The sequence below is a fragment of the Metabacillus mangrovi genome, from assembly GCF_009711125.1.
Lineage (GTDB): Bacteria > Bacillota > Bacilli > Bacillales > Bacillaceae > Metabacillus_B > Metabacillus_B mangrovi.
Map to the genome: position 1 here is coordinate 18,094 of NZ_WMIB01000024.1, position 23,448 is coordinate 41,541.

The 23,448-nt window shown below is 46.4% G+C and carries 24 protein-coding genes and 1 riboswitch; of the genes, 13 read left to right on the forward strand and 11 right to left on the reverse strand.

Translation table 11 applies throughout. The annotated features are described in order from the left end of the window. Positions 1–17: 17 nt before the first annotated feature. Together GKZ89_RS17405 and GKZ89_RS17410 are read right to left on the reverse strand one after the other, a co-directional pair. Entirely contained in the window at positions 18–1,385 is a 1,368-nt protein-coding gene (locus GKZ89_RS17405; RefSeq protein WP_155113676.1) for a UDP-N-acetylmuramoyl-tripeptide--D-alanyl-D-alanine ligase, read from the reverse strand. Positions 1,386–1,472: 87 nt separating this feature from the next. After that, positions 1,473–2,570 carry a D-alanine--D-alanine ligase gene (locus GKZ89_RS17410; protein ID WP_162357055.1) on the reverse strand — a complete coding sequence of 366 codons (1,098 nt, stop codon included), beginning with the start codon at positions 2,568–2,570 and terminating at the stop codon, positions 1,473–1,475. A gap of 182 nt (positions 2,571–2,752) precedes the next feature. Here GKZ89_RS17410 and GKZ89_RS17415 point away from each other — a divergent pair, with 182 nt between their 5' ends. The 12 genes from GKZ89_RS17415 (at position 2,753) to GKZ89_RS17470 (ending at position 12,618) form a co-directional block, all read left to right on the forward strand. Then, positions 2,753–3,073 carry a thioredoxin family protein gene (locus GKZ89_RS17415; protein ID WP_155113678.1) on the forward strand — a complete coding sequence of 107 codons (321 nt, stop codon included), beginning with the start codon at positions 2,753–2,755 and terminating at the stop codon, positions 3,071–3,073. A 92-nt stretch (positions 3,074–3,165) separates the two neighbouring features. Beyond that, the gene (locus GKZ89_RS21645) at positions 3,166–3,306 is read left to right on the forward strand and encodes a DUF4025 domain-containing protein (protein WP_430697575.1); all 141 of its coding nucleotides are present in this window, start codon (positions 3,166–3,168) and stop codon (positions 3,304–3,306) included. Between the two features lie 44 nt (positions 3,307–3,350). Further along, positions 3,351–3,458: riboswitch (SAM riboswitch) on the forward strand. 82 nt (positions 3,459–3,540) lie between these two features. Further along, positions 3,541–4,776: a carboxylate--amine ligase gene (locus GKZ89_RS17425; protein ID WP_155113680.1), complete on the forward strand. Its 1,236-nt coding sequence runs from the start codon at positions 3,541–3,543 to the stop codon at positions 4,774–4,776. A gap of 15 nt (positions 4,777–4,791) precedes the next feature. Then, a complete protein-coding gene (locus GKZ89_RS17430) occupies positions 4,792–5,841 on the forward strand; it encodes an LLM class flavin-dependent oxidoreductase (protein ID WP_155113720.1) in 1,050 nt (349 codons plus the stop codon). A gap of 16 nt (positions 5,842–5,857) precedes the next feature. Continuing rightward, on the forward strand, positions 5,858–6,394 hold the full coding sequence (gene msrA / locus GKZ89_RS17435) for a peptide-methionine (S)-S-oxide reductase MsrA (protein ID WP_155113681.1): 537 nt from the start codon (positions 5,858–5,860) through the stop codon (positions 6,392–6,394). Positions 6,395–6,686: 292 nt separating this feature from the next. Then, complete coding sequence (locus GKZ89_RS17440; protein ID WP_430697562.1) at positions 6,687–8,222, forward strand: FAD-dependent oxidoreductase; 1,536 nt, start codon at positions 6,687–6,689, stop codon at positions 8,220–8,222. A gap of 70 nt (positions 8,223–8,292) precedes the next feature. Then, the gene (locus GKZ89_RS17445; RefSeq protein WP_155113682.1) at positions 8,293–8,742 is read left to right on the forward strand and encodes a MarR family winged helix-turn-helix transcriptional regulator; all 450 of its coding nucleotides are present in this window, start codon (positions 8,293–8,295) and stop codon (positions 8,740–8,742) included. Next, a complete protein-coding gene (locus GKZ89_RS17450; protein WP_155113683.1) occupies positions 8,739–9,164 on the forward strand; it encodes an organic hydroperoxide resistance protein in 426 nt (141 codons plus the stop codon). The genes GKZ89_RS17445 and GKZ89_RS17450 overlap by 4 nt, the downstream gene beginning before the upstream one ends. A gap of 474 nt (positions 9,165–9,638) precedes the next feature. Then, positions 9,639–10,511 (forward strand): NADH dehydrogenase FAD-containing subunit, encoded by an 873-nt coding sequence (locus GKZ89_RS17455; protein WP_155113684.1) that lies wholly within the window; start codon positions 9,639–9,641, stop codon positions 10,509–10,511. After that, on the forward strand, positions 10,492–11,229 hold the full coding sequence (locus tag GKZ89_RS17460) for a hypothetical protein (RefSeq protein WP_155113685.1): 738 nt from the start codon (positions 10,492–10,494) through the stop codon (positions 11,227–11,229). The genes GKZ89_RS17455 and GKZ89_RS17460 overlap by 20 nt, the downstream gene beginning before the upstream one ends. Further along, the gene (locus tag GKZ89_RS17465; protein WP_155113686.1) at positions 11,226–11,930 is read left to right on the forward strand and encodes a hypothetical protein; all 705 of its coding nucleotides are present in this window, start codon (positions 11,226–11,228) and stop codon (positions 11,928–11,930) included. The genes GKZ89_RS17460 and GKZ89_RS17465 overlap by 4 nt, the downstream gene beginning before the upstream one ends. Positions 11,931–11,943: 13 nt before the next feature. Further along, positions 11,944–12,618 (forward strand): ABC transporter ATP-binding protein, encoded by a 675-nt coding sequence (locus GKZ89_RS17470; RefSeq protein ID WP_155113687.1) that lies wholly within the window; start codon positions 11,944–11,946, stop codon positions 12,616–12,618. 475 nt (positions 12,619–13,093) lie between these two features. Here the strand turns inward: GKZ89_RS17470 and GKZ89_RS17475 are convergent, their stop codons facing one another. Then, positions 13,094–13,705, reverse strand: coding sequence for a class I SAM-dependent methyltransferase (locus GKZ89_RS17475; RefSeq protein WP_155113688.1), 612 nt, complete (start codon positions 13,703–13,705; stop codon positions 13,094–13,096). Positions 13,706–13,852: 147 nt separating this feature from the next. Here GKZ89_RS17475 and GKZ89_RS17480 point away from each other — a divergent pair, with 147 nt between their 5' ends. Beyond that, positions 13,853–14,899 (forward strand): FAD-dependent oxidoreductase, encoded by a 1,047-nt coding sequence (locus GKZ89_RS17480; protein WP_162357047.1) that lies wholly within the window; start codon positions 13,853–13,855, stop codon positions 14,897–14,899. Here GKZ89_RS17480 and GKZ89_RS17485 read toward each other — a convergent pair. Genes GKZ89_RS17485 through GKZ89_RS17520 form a run of 8 tightly spaced genes read right to left on the reverse strand, consistent with a single transcriptional unit; the run spans position 14,868 to position 23,389 of the window. After that, positions 14,868–15,443: a metal-dependent hydrolase gene (locus GKZ89_RS17485; RefSeq protein WP_155113690.1), complete on the reverse strand. Its 576-nt coding sequence runs from the start codon at positions 15,441–15,443 to the stop codon at positions 14,868–14,870. The genes GKZ89_RS17480 and GKZ89_RS17485 overlap by 32 nt on opposite strands. A gap of 58 nt (positions 15,444–15,501) precedes the next feature. Then, complete coding sequence (locus GKZ89_RS17490) at positions 15,502–16,164, reverse strand: vWA domain-containing protein (protein WP_241680309.1); 663 nt, start codon at positions 16,162–16,164, stop codon at positions 15,502–15,504. Positions 16,165–16,183: 19 nt separating this feature from the next. Continuing rightward, entirely contained in the window at positions 16,184–17,275 is a 1,092-nt protein-coding gene (locus tag GKZ89_RS17495) for a toxic anion resistance protein (RefSeq protein ID WP_155113691.1), read from the reverse strand. A gap of 16 nt (positions 17,276–17,291) precedes the next feature. Continuing rightward, complete coding sequence (locus GKZ89_RS17500; protein WP_155113692.1) at positions 17,292–18,890, reverse strand: YceG family protein; 1,599 nt, start codon at positions 18,888–18,890, stop codon at positions 17,292–17,294. Positions 18,891–18,915: 25 nt separating this feature from the next. Then, positions 18,916–19,728, reverse strand: coding sequence for an HAD family hydrolase (locus GKZ89_RS17505; protein WP_155113693.1), 813 nt, complete (start codon positions 19,726–19,728; stop codon positions 18,916–18,918). Then, positions 19,728–20,843, reverse strand: a complete 1,116-nt coding sequence (locus GKZ89_RS17510) for a cysteine protease StiP family protein (protein ID WP_155113694.1) — start codon at positions 20,841–20,843, stop codon at positions 19,728–19,730. The genes GKZ89_RS17505 and GKZ89_RS17510 overlap by 1 nt, the downstream gene beginning before the upstream one ends. Further along, complete coding sequence (locus GKZ89_RS17515; protein ID WP_241680310.1) at positions 20,833–22,233, reverse strand: phosphoribosyltransferase family protein; 1,401 nt, start codon at positions 22,231–22,233, stop codon at positions 20,833–20,835. The genes GKZ89_RS17510 and GKZ89_RS17515 overlap by 11 nt, the downstream gene beginning before the upstream one ends. Beyond that, positions 22,160–23,389: an HpcH/HpaI aldolase/citrate lyase family protein gene (locus tag GKZ89_RS17520; RefSeq protein WP_155113695.1), complete on the reverse strand. Its 1,230-nt coding sequence runs from the start codon at positions 23,387–23,389 to the stop codon at positions 22,160–22,162. Before GKZ89_RS17520 ends, GKZ89_RS17515 begins: the two co-directional genes overlap by 74 nt. Positions 23,390–23,448: the final 59 nt, after the last annotated feature.

Consider the following 23,448-nt stretch of genomic DNA (forward strand, 5'->3'; position numbering starts at 1 on the left):
TTTGTTATTTTTTACATTTACTCAGACAGAGCTGAAACAACTTCCTCGAGTCTCATGCCTCTGGATGCTTTTACAAGGAAAAGATCTCCTTGTTGCGCAAATTCTTTTACGGCCTGAATAAGTTTTTCTTTATCCAAAAAACTTTTTATTTGATCTTCCTGAAGGTTCTTTTTGGCACCCTCAGCAATAAAGGCTCCGAGCTTGCCATAAGTAAACACATAGCTCGAGCGTGCTGTGATCGCTTCCCCTGTCTCTTCATGAAATGCCTCTTCCCGGTCACCGAGCTCAAGCATATCCCCAAGGATCAGAATTCGGCGGGAATAGCCTTCCAGGTCCTCCGCAAGCCTGATGGCTGCTTTCATGGACGTGGGGCTTGCATTGTAGGCATCATTAATGACCGCCCAGCCCCTCTCGGTTTTGGCCAGCTCAAGCCGCATAGCCGTCATAGCCAGATTCTCAAGTCCCTTACTAATCATTTCATCATTCAGGCCAAAGCTTCTTGCGACAGCAATCGCCGCAAGGGCATTCCAGACATTATGCTTTCCGAGAACAGGAACGCTGAACCTGCTGCCCTCAGGCTGGACAGTAAATTCGACCCCGGATTCTGATTGATGAAAATCGGCCGGATAAAGATCATTCCGGTCTGTTTCCCCAAACGTCACGGTTCTTCGATTAACAGCAGGCACTCTCTCTCTTAACAGCGGCTCGTCACCGAAGTAATACAAGGTGCCTTCTTCTTTCAAACCAATGGCAATTTCAAGCTTCGCCTCAGCAATTCCTTCCCTTGAACCGAGATCCATCATATGGGATTCACCAATGTTCGTAATCACCGCTGCATCCGGACGGGCGAGCTTTGATAGAAGCTCAATTTCTCCTTTTGAGCTCATCCCCATTTCAAGAACCACTGCCTCCGTGTCCTCAGGCATTGCCAGAAGCGTAAGCGGGAGTCCGATATGGTTGTTAAAATTACCCTGTGTTTTATGTACCTTAAAAGATGCTGACAGGGCGGAAGCCAAAAGATCTTTCGTTGTCGTTTTGCCATTGCTTCCTGTAACTCCGGCAACTTTAACGTTCAGCTGCTCTTTGTATGTTTTTGCAAGCATCTGAAGCGCCGCGAGTGTGTCATCTACATAGATAACGGGTACATCTTGAGGCGGGTTGTGCTCATTTTTCGCCCACAGGATTGCAGCAGCCCCTTCAGCTAATGCTTTATCCGCAAAACGATGGCCGTTAAAATTGTCTCCGGTAATCGGGACGAATAAAGAACCTTTCCGGATGCTTCTGGAATCAGTGGAGATGCCATCGATCTCAATTGTTTCAAATGACTGGGCCAGGCCTTCCCCCCCTGACATATCCTGAATTTCCGCTAATGTACGCTTAATCATGTTCAGCTGTTCCCTCCTTTTAAATCGGCACAGGCCGGCATTCCGGACTCTGCTGCTGCAGAGGCGGAATCAGCCGACCCTTATCCATTAAAACGTATGTTTAATTTGCTGTTTTTCTTCATGCCGTTCAATTCCAAGCTGGACTAGTGCTTCAATCAGCTCAGGGTATTCAAGTCCTGTATGTTTCCATAGAAGCGGGAACATGCTGAACGGAGTAAAGCCGGGCATGGTGTTTACTTCATTGATCAGCGCTCTGCCATCTTCCGTAAGGAAAAAGTCCGCTCGAACGAGTCCTGCACCGTCAATGGCTTTAAATGCTGTGATAGCCATCATTTCGATGAGTGCATATTCTTCTTCTGTGACCGAAGCCGGAATCATCATTTCCGTATCCCCGTCCACATATTTTGCCTTGTAATCATAGAACTCTTTTTTAGGAGCAATCTCGCCGGCTACTGAGCATTTAGGGTTATCGTTTCCAATAACGCCAATTTCAATTTCACGTCCGATAATCGCTTCTTCCACAATGATTTTACGGTCATAAGAGAAAGCTTCTTCGAAAGCCGCTTCAAGCTCTTCCCGGTTTTTGCACTTACTGATCCCAACGCTTGAACCAAGGTTCGCCGGCTTAACGAAACACGGGTATCCGATGCCGCTCTCCACTTTTGCAAAAGCCGCTTCCGGATCTTTTTTCCATTCACTGCGGATAAGCCATACGTATCCTGCCTGGGCAAGGCCAGCCTGGGCAAACAGGTTTTTCATTGTTACTTTATCCATTCCTGCCGCTGAGGAGAGGACTCCGTTGCCCACATAAGGAATATTCATCATCTCGAGCATTCCCTGAATCGTTCCGTCTTCTCCATTCGGTCCATGAAGAAGCGGGAAAATCACATCAAATGGCTGCTCTTCGGCAGAACCTGGTGTATTGGATGGAAACAGCTCCTTATTCAAGGACATCGGCAAAACAGCTTCACTTTCTGCTGCACCGAGCCGGAGCGCTGCCACTGTCGTAGCAGGCTCATCAAGCCGCGCTCCCCTGACCCATTCCCCTTTTTCCGTAATGTAAATGGGATGGATTTCAAATTTCTCCATATCAAGTGCCCGGATAACTGCCATAGCAGTCTGCAGGGAAACTTGGTGTTCTGCTGATTTACCGCCGTATACAAGTCCTAACTTAATTTTCACGATATATATCCCCCTCAAAGATCAGGTGCGTCTTTTTTATTCACTCTAACCATTTTATCATTTCCCGGTGATTTTGTTGTAGAGTTTTCTTCTATACCCTTCGCCAGCCTTCCATATTTTCTGCAAGAAGAAATAGTCGTTAATTCGCGAAATTTGTATTACACTATGATGGGAGGGATGACAAAATGGAAAGAATTACAACAACCGAACAGTTTGATCAGCTTATTTCAGGCAATCAGGAAGTGCTTATTAAATTTTTCGCAGACTGGTGCCCTGACTGTACGAGAATGAATTTCTTCATAGATGAGATCCTTGAAGAATACAGTGCCTATCAATGGTTTGAGATCAATAAAGATGAATTACCCGAAATCGCCGAGAACTATCAGGTAATGGGCATCCCAAGCATTCTTATTTTTAAGAATGGGGAAAAGAAGGGTCATCTGCACAGCGCAAATGCGAAAACACCTGACCAGGTCAGGGAATTTTTGTCGGAAAACCTATCATGACATACAGCCCGGGACCGTCAGCTCCCGGGCTGTTTTTTTGGCTGAAGCAGGCTATTGCTTCTGAACGATGGGTAAAAATAAGCCATCTAGCTATGAAGGAACTGGCCGAAACACATGAACAGGTACGTGACGATTACGATGCCGGCACAATTCAGTCTGCACATTTCGTTAAAATGGATGATTATTTTCCAGGAAATAATTCATTGTGCTGTATTTCGACCTCTCAATCTTGACAAAAAGACCGTTCAGACATATGATCGATTTAACTAAAAATTCACTCTTATCCAGAGAGGCGGAGGGACATGGCCCTGCGAAGCCTCGGCAACGGAACACATTTTGTGAAACCGTGCCAATTCCTGCAGACTGTATGTCTGAAAGATGAGAGAAGAGACGTCTTAATCATGGACTGTTCACCCCTCTTCTGCTCTGGAAGAGGGGTTTTTATTTAGAAAAGGAGCTGATGCAGATTGGCAGAATTTTTCACAGAAGGACCCGATCTATGGGGGCAGCTGCAGACCCTTCCAGAGGGCCGGAACCCTGCTGTCGTATTTAATGCACACATTACAGGCCTGGCGGTCACAAGGGCTTTAGGGAAACAGGGTGTTCCTGTTCTGGCACTGGACCGCGACGGCAGGGCCGTCGGCCTTCAGTCTAAATATGTGCATACGGCGGCCCACTGCCCGAATCCTTTCACGGAGGAAGAAGCTTTTATTTCCCTGCTCAAAGAAATCGGAGCCAGGCTTCCAAAAAAGGGCGTATTATTTCCGTGCAATGATGAATGGGTGCTGCTCGTCTCCCGTTACAGGGAGGAACTTGAAGAGTACTATCTCTTTCCATTTGCTGGCCTGGAGGCAGCAGAATCGCTGCTGAACAAGAAAAAACTGTATAAAAAGGCAGCCGCGCTCTCTATACCGATACCCGCGACCTGGTATCCGGATGAATGGAACGGAACAGTACCGGATGACATTCCTTACCCATGCATTGTAAAGCCGATTGAACAGCGCAGTTTCTATGAATCTTTTCATGTAAAGGCCTTTACCGCTCAAAACAAACCTGAGCTTCACTCTATTTTGGAGAGGACATCCGGCCACGGAACGGTTATTCAGGAAATCATCAGCGAATCCCTGTCGGACTTTTATTCTCTTTGCACCTATACCAATTCAGACGGGGAGCCTGCCGGCTTGTTTACAGGCAGAAAATTAGAGCAATACCCCCTTAATTTCGGTACCGGGTGTCTGGTCGAGTCAGCAGATGGCGGCAGTTTCGAGGCCGATGGTGCCCGTATCATAAAAGAACAGCGCTATTATGGAATCTCAGAAACGGAATTTGTATATGACAAACGGGATGACACATATAAATTACTGGATGTGAATACAAGAGTATGGAAATGGATCGGTCTGCCCGTCCACGCAGGAGTCAACCTCCCGCTCATCGCTTACAATGAAGCCATCGGGAAGGCCGATGAGCCCGTGCGTCCTGACGGAAAATACGTCAAATGGGTGTACTTCGAAGATTACCTGAACGTCAAACAGGAACGGCCGGGTTCCTTTCATGGCCACTTAACAGACGGGGAGATTGCCTCCGTGCTGTCTGGAGAACCCTCCCCTTCCATCATAGAGGCCGTTGCGTCAGCTGATGACCCTGCTCCTTCTGTCCAGCAGGTGAAAAATAAATACAATCAAGGATATGTTTGTCCTTGCTAGAAGGGTGAGAATGTGATGAAATATGGGTTCTGGCTCCCGATTTTTGGAGGGTGGCTTCGAAATACAGAAGATGAGAACATGCCCCCCACTTTTGATTACGCTAAAAAGGTGACCCAATCTGCTGAGGAGTGGGGCTACAGCACCACCTTGATCGCAGAGCTGTATTTAAATGACATAAAAGGGCCTGAACACGATTCTCTTGAAGCATGGACGACAGCCGCTGCTCTTGCAGCGGTTACGGAAAAAATCGAGATCATGACAGCCATCCGGCCCGGCTTCCACAATCCGGCCGTAGCAGCCAAGATGGCAGCGAATATTGATCAGCTCAGCGGCGGCCGGTTTACTTTGAATGTTGTGAGTGCATGGTGGGAAGAAGAAGCGCGGCAATATGGCGGCATCTTCACCGAGCATGATGAACGCTACAGCCGAACGGAAGAATTCATCCGGGTGCTGAAAGGCCTTTGGACAGAGGATTCATTCTCTCACCCAGGAAAACATTACCAGATACCGAATGCCAGGCTGTTCCCAAAACCGGTTCAAAAGCCGAATCCGGTCCTGTATGCAGGCGGGGAAAGCCAGCGCGGCAAAGAGACCATTGCTGCCAGCTGCGATGCCTACGTTATGCATGGCGGCACGGCAGAAGAAATCACGCTTAAAATAAACGAAATGGTTCAGCTCAGGCAAAAGGCAAACCGCCCGCCCTTCTCCTCATTCGGAATGGCCGCCTATGTCATCTGCAGGGATTCAGAGGAAGAGGCTCTGGAAGAGCTTGCCCGCATAACTGATGTAAAAGAATCCTCTGCATACTCAGGCTTTGATGATTTCACAAGTAAATCCAAGCTTGAACAGCAGATCCAGCTCCAGGATTATTCGGTCTCCAATAGAGGGCTCCGCCCGAATTTAATAGGTACCCCTGAACAGATCGCAGACCGGATTATCGAGTTTGAAAAAGCAGGCCTTGACCTGCTCCTTCTCCAATTCTCCCCGCAGCTTGAGGAGATGGAGCGTTTCGCTAAACAAGTCATGCCCCTAGTCGAAGAAAAGAAGGCGGCAATCGGGCGATAAACAGGAGGAATACGCAATGACGATTCAAACCGCAACCTTTGCCGGCGGGTGCTTCTGGTGTATGGTTAAACCGTTTGATGAGCTTCCGGGCATCCACGGCATCCTATCCGGCTATACAGGCGGGACCATCCAGAACCCAACGTACGAGCAGGTGAAATCCGGAACAACCGGCCATAAAGAAGCTGTACAAATCCAATATGATCCAAGTCTCTTCCCTTACGAAAAGCTGCTGGAGCTGTACTGGCAGCAAATTGACCCGACAGATGACGGGGGCCAGTTTATCGACCGCGGCGAATCGTACCGTGCCATCATCTTTTATCATTCGGAAGAACAGCGAAAAGCTGCAGAAGCTTCCAAAAAAAAGCTTGAACAAAGCGGCCGGTTTAAAAAAACGATCGTCACACCGATACAGGAGGCGGCACCCTTTTATCCCGCTGAAGAGTACCACCAGAATTTCCATAAAAAGAACCCCGAAAAATACAAACAGGAACGCACAGAATCCGGCAGAGATTCTTTTGCATCCGAAAATTGGCAAGGCACGAACTCCCGATGAAGATCGGGGGTTCTTTTTTTGTTGGCTTTGTTAAAGCATAGTGTTGATTTTTCACACCTGTTGATTGGAGCGAAAGGCGTGAGACTCCGAGCTGAGAGCAGCGGGACAGGTGAGACCCCGCAGTCGCGCAGCGGCGAGGAGGCTCACCGCCCGCCCCTGGATGAGCGAACGCCTGCAGCGGAAATCAACAACCAAGTTTAACAGAGCTTTTTTGTTAAAGAATGACGCCTATTCATAGAATCGTGCAATCATGGAAAAATTACCTGTAGTACATATTGAAGGAGGCCATTTATTGACAACGAATCCTATGCCGTCAAATCCTGAACCATTCTGGCGGGAGACAGTCTCGCTCCCAACATTTCCGAAGCTGCAGCAAGATCTCGAAACGGATGCAGTCGTCGTTGGTGGAGGCATTACCGGCATTACAGCTGCCTACCTGCTGGCTAAAGAAGGAGTGAAAGTGGTCCTTCTTGAAGCAGACGTCCTGCTGAACGGAACGACCGGACATACCACAGCAAAAGTAACGGCACAGCACGACCTGATTTACGATGAGCTCCTGCAGCACATCGGTGAAGAAAAAACGAAAAAATATTACGAAGCGAACGATCAGGCTCTTTCTTTCATCAGGGAATATGCAGGCGGCATTTCCTGCGATTACTCGAATCAGGATGCCTGGATCTATACGAACGAAAACAAGAACATCACGAAACTCGAAAGCGAATACAAGGCCTATGTAAAGCTCGGCATAGAGTGTGCGATGGAAGATTCCATCCCCTTCGATGTTCCGGTAAAAAGGGCCATCATTATGAAAAATCAGGGACAGTTCCACCCGCTGGCCTATTTAGCCGATATGACCGAAAAGCTGAAGGAAATGGGCGTGGCCATTTATGAACACACGGTTGCCGTGGACGCGGAAGTGCTTGGTGACGGCGCCAAAGTTAGAACAAGAGACGGTTTTTCTGTAAAGGCAAAGCATGTTCTCTCATGCTCCCATTACCCTTTTTATGACGGCAACGGATTTTATTTTACAAGAATGTACGCTGAGCGCTCCTACGTTCTTGGCATCAAAACCGACAACCCTTATCCGGGTGGCATGTATTTTAGTGCGGATACCCCCTCCCGCTCGATCCGGAGCACACCAATGGATGGCGGTGACCTGATCCTGCTTGGAGGCGAGAGCCATAAAACCGGCCAGGGATTTGATACGAAAAAGCATTATGAAGAACTCGAACTGTTTGGAAAAGTTCATCTAGGGTTAAAAGAAACGGTATACAAATGGTCCGCACAGGATTTGATCACCCTCGATAAAATCCCATACATCGGCCCGGTCACGAAGAATAAGCCTGCCATTCTCGCAGCGACCGGCTATAGAAAATGGGGAATGACGAACGGGACTGCAGCAGCGATGATGCTCCGGGACCTCGTATTGGAAAGGGAAAATCCGCATCAGGAAGTATTTTGCCCTTCCCGTTTCATCGCTGATCCAAGCATCAAGACGTTCCTCGTTCAAAATGCCGATGTAGCCGGCCATTTAATAAGCGGGAAGCTCGATTTTGGATCCCGGAAAAAAATCAGCGAGCTTCGGGAGGATGAAGGCGCGCTTGTCACTCACCAAGGTCAGAAGGCTGCAGCCTACAAGGATACACAGGGGTGCGTCCACCTTGTTGATTCAACCTGCACACACTTAGGCTGTGAGGTAGAGTGGAACAGCGGAGAACGGTCTTGGGACTGCCCTTGCCATGGCTCCCGCTTCACAATTGACGGTGAGGTCATGGAAGGTCCGGCAGACAAGCCGCTCGAAAAACTAAATCCGGACGAAGCACAATAGTTGATTTCTTTTTTTAAGTTGTATAAGATTAGATTGTGCACAACTTATATAAAAAAGGAAGACCATGATCATGGAAAATGAATCAAAACTAAAGCTTGAAAATCAGCTCTGCTTCGCCCTCTATGCGAGCTCAAAAGAACTATCGGCGATGTACAGACCCATGCTTGACCCATTGAACCTTACCTTTCCGCAATACTTGGTCATGCTTGTTCTCTGGGAAACAAATGGACAAACTGTAAAAGAAATCGGCGAAAAGCTGATGCTCGATTCCGGTACTCTTACCCCCATGCTGAAGCGTCTGGAAACGTCCGGCCTCCTGCAGCGGGTCCGCTCAAAAGAGGACGAGCGCAAAATGATGATTACCCTGACAGCAACCGGGGAAAAACTTAGAACAGAAGCATCCTGCATACCGGATAAGGTGGCCCCGAAGCTCGGGCTATCCATAGAAGAGTATAAACTGCTTCTCAAAACGCTTAAAAACCTGACTATTCATCTAAAACAAGGAGGAAACGAATCATGAATGCACTTTACACAGCAACTGCAACAGCAACAGGAGGACGCGAAGGTCGCATCAAATCTTCAGACGGACAGCTGGACTTCCCAGTTTCCATGCCAAAAGGCCTCGGCGGCCAAGGCGGAGACGGCACAAATCCCGAGCAGCTTTTTGCAGCAGGCTACTCTGCATGCTTTGACAGCGCACTGAACCTTGTCATCCGCCAAAAAAGAATCAAAACAGAAGGCACAGAAGTCACAGCCCACGTTTCCATCGGCAAAGATGAAGCAGACGGCGGCTTCAAACTTGAAGTCCAGCTCGAAGCAAAAGTAAAAGGCGTTGACGATGCAACTGCACAGGAACTGATCGAAGCCGCTCACCAGGTTTGCCCATATTCCAAAGCAACACGCGGGAATATTGATGTGGATCTTAAAGGGAAAGCTGAATAATAGATATGGGAAAGCCGGACCTTGGGGGTCCGGCTTTTTTGTTTTAGCAGTGGAACGATGATCGGCCGAGGTCAGTATCAAAAATTATCTAAACAATAGAATGTCCCATTTTAACCAGCTGCTGTTTAGACTTTAATGTAAATTAACTGTTAAAAACTATAAAATTTGTTTTAATTTACAAAAAAAACCTTTATAATACTCAAAGAAAAGTAAATGTAGCGAATTGGAAAGATCACACCAGAGTTTCTAATTTTTCTTACAATGTCGATTAACGGGAAGCTCACTTCTTACACTATTGACGATAGCGCAGTGGGTAAAACAATTAAACTAGGCGGCCAAACTTCAAATTGGAGTACTTTCTCAGTTGATGTTGTGGGAAGATGGACTGCAGATACAAAGTAACTTGGTCTTAAATGTAAAAAAGAAACCGTTTAAGAACTAAACGGTTTCTTTTTAAAGAAGGTGGAGACTTCTATGAAAACAGAATGGAATAAATTTATTAAAAACAAGCTGACCTATGCCAGCTTTGCAATGCTTTTCATCATTGTGCTGTGTTCTATATACACTGGAGTGCAAGCCTATAACGAGGAATATTTGCTAGGGAGTAATTTGTATAAAAAATTCCCTGATGCCATAGCATTAATCTCTCCCCATTCCTATTGGATTGGATTACACAACCCTTTCTTTGGAGAGTTCTATTACTTTATTTTTCCTTTATTAGTCGCATTTCCAGTTGTGGATTCAATTTTTAAAGAATTACATAGTGGAACCATTTATTATGAATTATCCCGAACAAGCCGCTATTCCTATTTTTTTAAAAAGATATGGTTCTCATTTCTTTCTTCCTTTTTTCTTTTTTTAATCCCCCTTCTGCTGGGAATCGTGATTTTTAATCTGGTGACAGGGCAATGGGATTTTACGTCTTATTCAATTACTTATAACAAACTTATTAATGGCCAAGCAATATTAGCAGACAATACATACAGTGCTGAAGAAGGTGTTTTCACAAATCTATTAACGATCTCCCCTTATTTATACATCCTTACCTATTATGTTATAGGCGGGTTGTACGCTAGCGCATATACGTGTTTAGGGCTGGCTATTTCTCTTTTTCTAAAAAACCGTTTTTTGGTTTTATTTATGCCTTTTATCGTTTATATCGGATGCTGGGTTGGATTCTCTGCGATAGGCCTGTTAAATTGGGATCCGTTTAACTTTTTGCGGGCTGCACAGCCTGTTAACGGGATTACTTATATGCCATTCATAATAGACTTCATATTATTTATGTTCTTTGCTTCTATTATTTACTTATGGGGTGCCAGAAAAAATGAAGATGTCTTATCTTAGTATATTTAGATATATATCTTTAGATTTGCTTATAAAAAGAAGAGCAGTACTCTCTTTTATTAGCATAATCCCGCTTATTATGGTCTTATCCGTTCTGCCGATTTCAGCCTTTTCTGTAGCAAAATGGGCTTCACTCCGTGATTTACTTGCAGCTTTCCGCTTCGAATTTACGTACTGTCCGGTGTTTATTTTACTGGTTGGTGCTTTATTAAAAACCAATCATGAATGGGTTATTTTGAGGCGATATAAACAGAGAGAGCAAATTGTTTTATATAAAATTTGGCTTGTGATTATTACAGCTTTCCTATTTGTATTAAGTATTAGTATCATAGGTTATCTTATTTATTTGACGATGACCCGACTAACAAAAATCAACATTGAATACACATCTTTTTTATACTATCTCCCAGGACAAGCAGATGCCCTTCAATCCTTCTTACACCTTCTAATTCTATTCCTTATCCTTTGTATATTAGGAATAGGACTTGTCATATTTTACGAACTAACAGGAAACTATGTCTTATCTGCTTTCGCCATAATCTCAATCACCGTGATTGATAAAAACACAATCGCTGCCATTCCTCTTGTCTTAAATAAACTTGTAATTTATATCCCTATTCACATAATAGCTGCTCTATTTATTGTATTTTTTATCTTAGCTAACCTAGCTGGAACTCTGTCAAAGAATAAAAATTTCTACAGGGACACAGAAGTATGAAACACCTTAAACTCAATTTCCGGCTGCTGAAGAGAGATTTAATTAAAATCGTATTCATATCTTTAATCGTACCGGTCTTAAACTGTATCATTTATTCAAAAAACGGTTTAATAACTCCAAATTTGAAGTCTGATGAAGTGGTTTTAAGTCTGTTCGGTGCGGTTGACCGTAATTACTCAAACTGGATATACTGGATCATTTTTTGTGTAGGGTACGTCGTTATTTTACAATTGGCTTGGAAAAAACAAGTTCATACTTTTGAGATAAACCAGTTATTGCGTCACAAAAACACAAGTACATTTTGGAATATAAAAATGATAACAGGTTTTATTGTTACACTTTGGTACGTCCTATCTGCATTGCTGGTCATGTGGGTTTATAGTGTCAGCATTCACACCGTCAACAATTTTGATCCCGTTTGGCTGCTTATTCTAATTTTTCTATCCATTAATTTCTACGTGCATGGATTGATTTGGCTGATACTAAGAAACGATACGCTAGTGGAAGTGGCAAACGTTGTTATTTTAATGCTGTTTTATGCAGGCACGAAATTGGCCCAACCGTATACACCACTCTATTACAGCATGCTGAGTAAGCACACAGACCCTTATCTTTTAATGGCAATCGAACTTATGATTATTGCAATTTTTTACATCATTATTATAAATCGAGCAAAAAGGATGGATTATTTCAGTAATTAATGGGGGTTCAACAATGTCTAAAATTGAATTAATAAACGTTTCAAAGAAAATCAAAGGAAAAAGACTATTAAATGATATCTCTTTGACAATTGATAAAGGGAAGATCTGCGGGTTTGTTGGCTCCAATGGATCTGGAAAATCAATGCTGTTTAGAGCTATTGCGGGGTTGATTAAACCATCCAGTGGAAACGTAAGGATTTTTGGAAAGGAACTGCATAAAGATCTATCTTTCCCTGAGAGCATTGGTGTTATTTTTGAAAAACCAGGATTTCTAGATCAGTATAATGCTTTCGATAATTTAAAATTCCTTTCAGATATCCAAGGAAAGATCGATTCTGAGCAAATTAAACGGTCTATTCGCAGAGTTGGCCTTGACCCAGAAGATAAGCGTCCAGTAAAAACCTATTCTTTAGGAATGAAGCAAAAACTTTCCATTGCTCAAGCCATCATGGAAAAACCTGAGCTGATCCTTCTAGATGAACCAATGAATGGTCTAGACGAACAATCTGTCATCATGATTTATGAAGTTATTAAGCAGGAGAAAAACAGAGGGGCAACGGTATTGATCACTTCCCATCATCGTACTGACATTGAGACATTGTGTGAAGAAGTCTATAAAATCCATGAAGGCACGGTAAAACCCTTTCATTTTCCATCAGTTTTAAAAACTCAGCAGGTTAAAGTATAAGTAAAAGGAAACCAGGGTTTCCTTTTTTTAAAAGATTTTTAGTCCTTTAACAGAGGACGGGACTGGATCTTGATCTGCCTTTCCACTCGGCCAGATTTAAAAAAGTCAGACAGATGGTTCGCTGGAATGATGGGTGGCGGGGTCTGTCCCGCTCTCCTTTAAAGCAGCAGGGGACAGAGACCGGAGCTGCTGACCCCTTGCGGCCCAACGGTTTGCAGAGTTGGTGCCGGAGCTTTAGTACGGCAGAGAAAGTGGGGACTGGCACGGTGCCAGTCCCCACATCCTTTAAAGCAGCGGGGGACGGAGGCAGCCAGGCTGAACCCCCTCTCCCCCAACGGTTTACAGAGATGGTGCCGGAGCTTTAGTCCTTTAGCAGAGTGAGGGACAGACCCCAGTTTACTCAGATCTGACTCTCTCCAAATTGATCCCACTTTAGCCCCGTTCTGATCCAACAGACCCCGCTGCCAGCCGATGTTCATTTCCCCCGCGGTTTCCGCGCTGTCACACAAACGGTCATCTCCGGCTTTACCCGTTTGAATTTCATGGAGATCCGCTCAAAGCCGCAGGCGCGCATGTCGTCATAGATTTGCTTGCCGAACATCTTCGTTTTGTTCGGGCTTGCGTTTTCTTCCCTCGGCTGCATGGTGATGGCGATGGTACCCCCCGGGATGAGGGCATCAAATAACCGGGATAGGCCATTACGGGGTTCGTCCCAGATGGTATAGTTATTGACGGATAAAATTTTATGGTAGGCGTGATCCGGCAAATTTGCTTCTCCGATATCTGCTGTCATGAGTTCGGTCTTCCCGGCATCTATTGAGTCTCTCAATCTTTTAGAGGCAAGTTCCTTCATCGTTTCTGAGATATCCAGTCCATCGGCTCTTACGACCGGATAGTGGTCGAGGATGTACTCAAGGGCGTAGCCGGGTCCATATCCGACTTCCAGCACCTTGTCGCCGCGTCTGATTCCGAGTCTTGAAATGGTCCATTTGTTGATCACTTTGTTTTCCTGAGCCATGATTTTCCCTGTCATGACTCCGATTATGCCTTTTGGCTTGCTGAAATTCCTTTTTATCAGGCTGAACATGCGGCCACCTCTTCACTCTGTTTTTACTTATAACTATCACCAATCTTTGTGTGTTAAACAAAATGACGCGCACCGAACCCTTCTTTCTTGCTGTTGTCTTTCTATTCAGCGAAAATGAAGACAGTATGGAACAGAGGGGTTACTTACATGAAAACGATTATTCTTGCCGGAGGAGGGCATGCCCATCTCGCCGGCATCTCCAAAGGGATTTTGAACAACTTATCTGAAGCTCGGATTATCATGATTTCTCCTTCGCGCTACCAGTATTATTCCGGCATGTTTTCGGGATTTACTGAAGGGCTTTATCAGGAAGAGGACATCCGCATTGATCTGCAGGCTTTAGCCGGCCGGCACCGCTTTACTTTTTTAAAGGAGCAGGTGACGGTGATTTCCGCTGAGGAAAAAGCCGTGTACACAGATGCCGGGAACCGGTATTCATTTGATTTGCTTTCCATTGATGTAGGCTCCAGCCAGAAAGCCGGATCTTCCATCCTGCCAATCAAGCCGAATCATTCCTTCCCGGATTCCATCCGCTGCTTCCGGGAAGGTCAGGCCCCTGTGATTGCAGGCGGCGGGGCTGCCGGAGTGGAGCTCGCGTTAGCAGCTGCAGCTTACCGGAGGAAAAAAGGCATGAAGGCACCTGTGACATTGATCAGCGGGGGGCCGCTATTATCTTCATCTCACACAAACCACCTTCAAAAAATCTGCTCTGCAAAGGGTGTGCAGGTCATCGCAAATAAAAAAGCCTCTCTGACAAGCAGTGAGGCTTTGGAGGCCGGTGGTGAAACGATTCCTTTTTCCGGTTTGCTATGGCTGACCGGCCCTGAAGCCCCTGCTCTATTTAAAGAATCCGGCATGGGGACGGATGAACATGGTTTTCTGAGTGTAGACGACCGGTTGTCCTATAGCGATTCCATTTTTGCTGCTGGGGATTGTGCTGCGATTTCCTCTTATCCGAAGCTCCCGAAAAACGGAGTGTACGCGGTCCGCCAGTCCGAGATCTTATGGAAAAACCTGATCCGGTCTGTCCATGGCGAAGCGCTTTTGCCCTTTGAGCCGCAGAAACGGTATCTCGCTATCCTGTCTACAGGAGACCGCGAAGGGTTCCTTACATACGGCGGGCTTCATTATCATGGCAGTAGTGCGTGGAAGCTGAAAAACGTTATTGACCGGCGGTATATGAACTCTTTTTGAGGCGCCGTTTTGTCCGGATCTTTTCGATGAGCAAATACAAAATGGCAGCAGCGATCAGTACGCTGTTGATCATACTGAATTCCCGTCCGAAGAAGTCACGATCATAATAGGAAACCGGCCCTCTGAAAATAAGATCGCTCACCGGGTAAAAAACAGGGACAGCGTCCTGGACGTGTGTAAGAAGGTCAATCAGGATATGGCCAAGCCAGCCATAGCAGAACGCAAGCCAGCCATTTACCCATAGTGTTCGAGATCCAATCGCTATGATGATAAATGCAACAGTCCAAATGAACAGAGAGTGTCCTCCCTGTCTGAGGACAATTGTGACTGGCTCATCGAACAATCCATGTACAGCCCCCCTGAGTGAAAATGCAGCTTTCTCCAATCCGAACCAGTTCATAAGAAGGTTTTTCAGAAGCAAATAAAAAAACATAATGAAGTAGACAAAGTCCGGAGCCATGCTTCCGATTACAAAGAATTTTACCATCTGCTTTTTCTTGCGGAAGAGCATGTAGGTCCAGAAGCCGTGATGAAGTGTGTTCACGATTTTCCCCTCCGATTACTATAAAAAAACGCTTGATCATCTCAAGCGTTTTTTACTCTTATAAAATCCCCTTGCCCTTCGCCTCTTCAAGCCAGGAGGGAAATTCATTGAGCAGCTGATGGTAGAGCTGGTCGTCTGAAATGGTCTCCGGGTCTTGAATATGAAAGAAGTTGGCGTTGTCGATAAAGCGCCCTTCCATGGAGTCGAGGTTTTCGAGTGTTTCAAAATTGCTGTCGCCGATTCCGACAAACTGCCAGAAGATGGGCTGATTGGATGATTCGACGACTGGCTTTTTAATTGTTTTCTTGCAGCCTCCGTCATTGATGAAAACGATGAATGCGGGATCACGGCTGATGTCTTCTTTTGTATATTTCCGGATGACGTCTTCCATTACTGGTGGTTCATCGTTACGGCCAAATTTATGAATCAGCGAGTCAGAAAGGATGACGTTTTCGACGTATCCTGTGAAATCGCGCTCAGTTACCGGCTTCAGACGGGCAAACTCATTGTCATAAACCCAAACGTCCAGCATTCCATCATCATCAAACTGGCTGGCAACGGCAAGAATCCGTTCTACGACCTTTTGGACGGTTCCGTTTTTGTAAAGCTTCCTCATGGATCCGGATATATCGAGTACGAGACCGACCCTCGCTGTAACACCGGTAAGCTTCTTCTTTTCGAGAACAATTTGAACGTTTTTCTTCATCAGGCTGATGCTCATAAATGGATATCCTCCCGTATCAGCGCTGCTGTTCCAGACGCTTGAAATTTTCCTGAAGCTGTTCGATCCGGACTTTTCCTTCTTCTCTCATCCGCTTGTTTTCATCCTCGATGGCTTTCGTTTCCTGCATCCCCTTCATAATGATGCTCCATGTCTCTTCCATCGTTTCGATCTTGATGCTCGGGCTGCCGGACATTCTCGCAATATCAGTGCTCTGCTTGGAGATATTCTGGGCATTTTTCAGAAGCATTTCATTTGTGCGGCGGTCAAGTTCGCTCATCGACTGCGCGACAAGGTTTTGCCTTTTGGCAGCGATCGCATTGATCAAGCCGGTTTTGAAGATCGGAATCGTTGTAACGAAGGCTGAATTGATTTTGGCGATCAGCTTTGTGTTCCCCCGCTGAAGCAGGCGGATTTGCGGTGCTGCCTGGTAGGCAACCTGTTTTGCCATTTCAAGGTCATACACTCGCTGCTCCATCAGCTCAATCCCGTTTTTCAGTGTATCCAGTTCCATTGCCGCAAGCTGATTTCCGCTCGCTGCACTGCCTTCAAGTTCCGGGAGCCTGTTTTTCAGCTCTTCGACTTTCATTTCTCCGGCAACAATATACTTCTCAAGCTCTGTGTAGTACTGGAAATTCTGGTCATACAGCTGCTCAAGCGTCTGGGTGGAGCCCTTCATTTCGTTTTCGTATTTTGTGATTTCCACATATACTTTGTCAATTTCAGAGCCCATCGTCTGGTATTTGGAGAAGAGCTTGTCCATCACCTTTTGGCCTCGGTTGAACATTTTATTGATCAGGCCTTTTTTCTCGGCGAAATCCTTGCTGTCAAAGCGGTCCATGATCTTGCCCAGGTGCTTAAGCAGGGCGCTTGATTCTTCCATGCTGCTTGATTTGATCGTGTTCAGGATTCTTCCGGAAAAAGCGGAAATCTCATTTGCCGGCTCTTTTCCATACTCGAGCAGGGCCAGCTGATTTTTATGATCAATGTTTTGAGAGAGCCTTTGAACTTCGGGCTCCCGTCTGAGCTGGGCTTTGATTTCGTTCGTACCCTTTTCGAGCAGTTCTTCCTTTTTATCTAAGTTCATGGTTTGAAGTTCATTTGTATTCATTTTTCTTTCCTCCATTTCAAAACCATTTTTTGAATATCTTTTTAAGCGGGGAAGATTCCTTGAATTCTTCTTCAAAACTGACCTCTTCCAGCCAGTGAACATCGAAGCTGCTTTCTTCAATGTAATGCTCGAGATCATTCTGTCCAGCTGGATTAAACACAGTGATATCCATGCCGAACTCGTTCATCAAGAGCAAAAGCGCAGCATCTGAACGGCTGAACGGCCCGTTTTTTTCCGTGTTATATAAGACAATCTTCGGGATATCCTGTGCATAATCGAATTTCTGGATTAGTTTCAGGACGTCCGGAGGCAAATAGAAGGCCTGGTTAAACAGGTATAGCTGTGTCTGGTAGCTGTCCTCCTGCTTCTGGGATTTAAGCTTGGGGTACGCACAGTATCTTGAGATGGCTGCTGCTAGTCCGGTCTGCAGGCCTGTAGGAAGATTTTTATAGGACCACCAGTTGCCCGCCATCATTTTCTCCGGGTCAAGCTTCCCATCTTCACCGAGCGCTGCCTGGTAATGAAAATGATGGTTCCCGGGGATCGGTTTAGTGAACGGAAAGGAGCGGATCGTCCACGCCAGTTCGTGGTCCGTCACCTGCTGGACTCTCGCCCAATATTCCTTGCGGTTTTTCGATACACCGGCAACTTTGGCAAATAGGGCGGGAATTTGCACAGACTGGTTCGAGACTTCAAAATTGGGGCGGATCAGTGCTTTTTCCCTTAAAAGAATAAACAGTTCATCATAGGTTGTCTTCAAGGTGATGGATTTGGGGATGTATGAGCGGAATTGCCATGGTTTATAGAGAAGTGAGTCTTCCGTATGGATCATCTGCTCAATCTCCCTGGATGCCCGGAAGGCAACCGTTCCTTTTCGTACTGGCTTTTGCTCCGGAAATGGCTGCAGACTGCCTGTAGACGGAAGCCGAATCACGGCTGTCCTTTCCTCTTTTTGATCGAAGGCTGCAAGAATGTCGGTTCCTTCGGGATGAAAGATCAGCACGTCCGCACCTGTTAAAATCAAATAATAGAGAAAGTTTGCTTCGCTTTTTGATGCATCTCCGTACCAGATTAGCTTAGGCCGTCCTGACTCTATGCCGGTCCAGTTTTTCAGATGGTTATGGCTCCATTTTACCAGATCGGTAAATACTCTTCTGAAATCAGGGTCCAGGAACCCTTCCGAATGGACAGATTGATACCGTTCAAGCAGGGCAGCCCAGCATTTCCGGTAATGGATGGAAAGGCTTCGTTCCTTCGATTTTGGAAGAAGACCTTCCCCTTCCATAAAAGCGATCATCCGGTTAACGGAAAGACCCTTCTCTTCTGTGTTAATCATTAAAATCCGCTGGATGGCCTGAAACATTTCAGGCTGAATGGACTTATCAATCCGGCCGCTCAGGAGCTGCGCGCCATCTTCATGAACCAGGTTGTACAGCAGCTCCCGGTACTCATCAGGATCAGGCAGGATCCCAAGTATCCGGAAAGCTGCCTGTGTAAAGGAATATTCCGAATCAGAAACAAGGAAGGAGCTCCGATTCGACAAAGGGGTTCGGAACAAACTGAGCCAATCCTCGTAACCTGTGCTGTTTTTGATTGGTCTAATTGTTTTTTCCATCCCTTCATCTGCTCCTTCCTGTTATTTACGAAACGACGTTTGCTTCCTGGCGGGCCTTTTCAAGAACCTGTGCCAATATTTCTTCTGAAGCAAGAATTCCTTCCTGTTCCGTTCTATAAATGGTTTCGATTGAATTTCGGCCCTGCTCCTGCAGTTCTCCATGCTTTGGAGCAAAAGCGTAGTCGGCGTTTTCAAGCAGGCACAGGTCGAGAAGCGAGTCGCCGGCAGCTGCTACTGTTCTTTCGCCTTCTGTTTTCTGTATATATTCGATCGCAGCCCATTTGCTGACAGGCTTTGGTACAAAGTACAGCTTCCTTCCCTGCATGGAATGGGTCCAGCCGGCGCTGTCGAGCCATTCCGTGAAGCCTTGAAGCTCTGCAGGCACCTTCGTCCGGTCAATGATGCAGTAGCTAAACAACTCATCTGCCGTCCGCTGCTTCAATACCCACTCTTCATGGACAATTTCCTGGAATTTTTCAAGCATTTCTTCACGGGCCAGGCCGTTTTTCAGCTCGCCGGTAATGAAACGGTTCCAGTCTTCGTCCGGTTTTCCATCGCGGAGAATATTGCCGCCGTTGCTGGTGACTGCATAAGGCGTTTGGATTTCCTCCGGGAAAAGGGTGACCCGCTTAAACTGCTCAATGGTCCTCGTCGTGACCGGGACAAACAGAGTCTCTTCTGCGGCCTGCTTCAGCAGGTCGATGCCCTTCCTGGTCATAAAGGATATTTCTCTTCCCTCCAGCGTTTCGATCAGCCGGATTGCTTCCTCAGCCGGTTCGCTTCTGAAGGATTTCCTTGAGTAAATCAGCGTTTGGTCCAAGTCACTCGCAAACAGCATCAGCTTTCCTCCTTCATAGGCTTGATCAGCCCGCAGCAGGAATAAGACATATCCGGATAAATTTCAACTGGGACATTGCGTTCCTTTGCAAGAAGGCGAATATGCCCCAAATCAGGATTGTTTTCGCTCTTCACAAGAATTTTCCACGGGACCCGGCGAAGCAGAACTCTTGTCGTCTCACCGACACCAGGCTTGATCAAGTTGATATTTTCGATGCCATAATCACGCTGAATCTTTTGAATGTCGGCCATACCCTTCCATGTCGGTTCTTCTGCAGGCATCTCTTCTGCATGCCGCTCAATTTCTTTCTCAACGAGAGAAAACTGATTGGCAATGGTGTCTATAAAGAAATTGGACAGATCTTCTTCTGCAAGCTCCCGGTAATACTTCGCCCCATGGTAATCCTCCGGGCCGATATATTCGCTGTTCAATACGGTCCGGCTTAAAAGTCCGGATACGGTAGAGTTCAGGCAGGCACTTGGAATCAGGAAATCCCCCCTCGTTCCAAAGATGGTCACACAGTAACCTGGGTCGGCAAGCACGGCCATCGAATCACTGATGCTGGTTCCGTACTTCTCATTCAGATGCGCAACAGCTTCATTCAGCTCTTTTTTGATGGCTCCCTTGCCTGTCCAGCCGTCCACAAACTGAATATTTTCCGGCGGGTGATTTTCAAAAATGTATTTCATCGCATTCTCGTCAATGCCCCGGCCGCGGATGATGGATACACTGTAGTGCGGAATATCAATTTGATATTTGAACAGGATATACCGTTTGATCAGAATTCCAATCGGCGTTCCCGCTCTTGCAAGCGAAACAAGAACCGCCCCTGTGCCGCGCTCTTTCAAAATTTGCTCGGCGACCACTCCGGCTGCGATGGCAAGTCTTTCTTTGTACTGAGTCAAAGACAGATGGAAAAGATTGATGTATTCCTTGGACGGCTGATACTCAATCGGAAGCATCTCGGAGTAATGCGTTCCGGATTGAACGGCTTCTTCCCTGTCCTGGGTGGAGCTCTCAGGCATGACTTCGCTGATGTCCTTTAACAGGAACGTTACATCCTTAGGGGAGTAACTCCCCATCGGCACTGGTGGCTTTATCGTTTTAGCTGGCATGGGAATCACCTTTCCTTCTGCAAAAGTAGACAAGCTGTACAATCGGAACTGCGGATGTTAAATGGGCAAGCATGGGCTGCAAGTCCTCTTCCAGGGCTTCTCTTTCCATAAAGACAAACACTTCATCATACATTCCGGGCTCTACATTGTAGAAGAAATGCCGGACATCCCGGTGTTCAGGGCTTGGATAGGAAAACTTGGATGAGATGGGGTATCCTTTTTTACGGACACTGTGAATCGGGCTCCTGGTTGTAGAGTGATAAAGGATCCCTTCGCCCATTTCAGAAGCAATTCTCATTGGTATGTACATGAACTCTCCGGTACCGAGGCAAAGGGTACGGCTCCCTTTTCTTTTACCAGTGAGTTCGGCCGCTGCACGGCTTATAAAGGAACCTGCTTTTTCCTGCATGGCACTATCCATGCCGAATCTGCCTGTAACAGAAAGATAATGCGGGGCGGCTGATGGGTCTCCTTTAGAAGACCACTCCGTTTCATAGCCGCTTCCTGCCTCAAGGGTATGAGCAAATACTTGGCTCTCACCCGCAGACAATCGGTTCGGCTCCGCTTCGGGTACTTCCTCGATGGAATCCCCTTCCGCTCTCATGGAACCGGAAAGAAGAGAAATCTCCCGGATGACGATTCCGTGAACTTTTTCAGCCTCCCGAAACGCTTCCCGGTGCTCATCCGTCCGCCAATCAAGCAGCGTCACGATCGCGTACTCCCGCCTCGGAAAAACTTCCTGAATGGATTCAATAATATTAAGGGCTGTTTTGCCCGTCGTGGATTCATCATCTACCAGAATGATTGGATAGGGATGATCAAAAAATTCCGTACCCGCGTAGCAGCGGTGCGAGGTCGCATGGGAATGCTCTTCCTCAAAATTGATGGCTGAACGGAGCTCCTCCACCTCTTCTCTGGTCGTATGAAGAAAACGGGCATTGCCGAAGCTGTTAAACATCGCGTGACCGAGTGCAGTAGCAGTCTCAGCAAAGCCGATAAAAACAGCCGGATCCGGCAAAGTGAACGAATGCTGCTGAACGGCTTCAAGCAAAAGCTCACCTGCTTCTCCTGCCACAATTGCTTCCTTCAGCTCCTGTTTGGCAGGGTGCACAGCTCCATGCACCTGCTCCATATATTGCGCGGCAAGAGCAGCACCAGCCAGCAGAGGCACTTTTGGTGAAACAGCAAGATGCTTGCCGAGCACTTTGCTGACAAAAAGAAAGCTTCTCTTCTTATTGATCCGGGCGCCCATTTCAAACAAACTCTCCAGCGGCAACTGAAACGGATTCTCACGGATTTCAATATCGACTTTAATTTTATCTAAAATTTCCAGCGAGACTTTGTTCGCTGTGTTCGGTGTTGAGAAGGTCAATGAAGGATTGTTGTTCATGCAGCACCCCGTAAATGGAAGATTTGAGAAGCACTTTACGTGCCCAGTTTGTATGCGGTTTGACCTCGTTCATCTTGTTGGAATAAGCGCTTTTGAAGACACCGCCCGCCCCTTCCAGGCTATCGAGGATTGATTTCGCATCAAGGTACTCTTCGTGTGTTACAACGTTCAGGGAATGAACGACTTTGATATGGGAAGGATGAATCACGGTTTTTCCGACAAGACCGTTTGTCTTATCCATCAGAATCTCATGAATCAGCGCATCCTCAAACCGGTTGATCATTTCTGTACGGATTTCAAGTCCGGTTCTGCCGAATGCCTGCTGAAAAGGCGATTGCCTGATTTGCGGCTTCATAATGCGTTTCGACCCGGAAAAATATTCCCAGACGGGTCCCGAAATCACATATTCCTTTGAGCTGCGGCCAAACATGTTGATAATGTCTGTAATACAGTCCCGGATCACAGATATATCGTAGATGGTCGTATCACTGCTCCTGCGGATGCCGAATAAGCCGGAAAAGTCTGTTGCCCCAATCCTCACATTCAGCACAAGCGGATGGTAGGAATCCAAAATTTCCTTAATGGAAACAAGAGTTTCCATTCGGTGTTCCTTATAGATGATCTCATAGGATTCAAGGATGGGCATGCCATACAGTGATAACGAATAAGCTTTGTTCCCTTCAACCAGCGATTCAAAAAAATGATGGCCGTTGGAAGGGCTGAACTTCGGAAAAATGAAGCCGCACAGCAGCTCTCTGGCAGAGCCAAGGGCCGCAAGCATTCTAGTCATTTGTTCTGCTTCTCTCACTCTGATAAAAATAATTGGCAGAAGATCGGAAGGAAAAGCCCCGCTTTCAATCGCAGCTTTAATGGTCTGAAGCTGCCTGACCGTATTTTCTTCCGCATGCTCCACCTCATGGTCCCCTATCGAATCCTCCAGGCAAATCGCCATGCTTGTCAGACCCTCATGTTTCCCTTTGAGGTATTTCCCAGATAGCACATCATTAGAAATTTGGTCTCTCGTTCCCGGCATATACAAAGTGGCTCCCAATGCAAAAGCCAGCAGGTCTCTGGAGGAGGTCCGGCTAAACGGAATGGGCTTTAGATAAAAAAGATCATCCAGCACATCCGCTGGCAAATAGTGAAAATGTCTCATTGCTTCCCTCCTCATCTAATGGTCTGCTATCTGAGAAAAACAGAGAGGCAGAATACTTG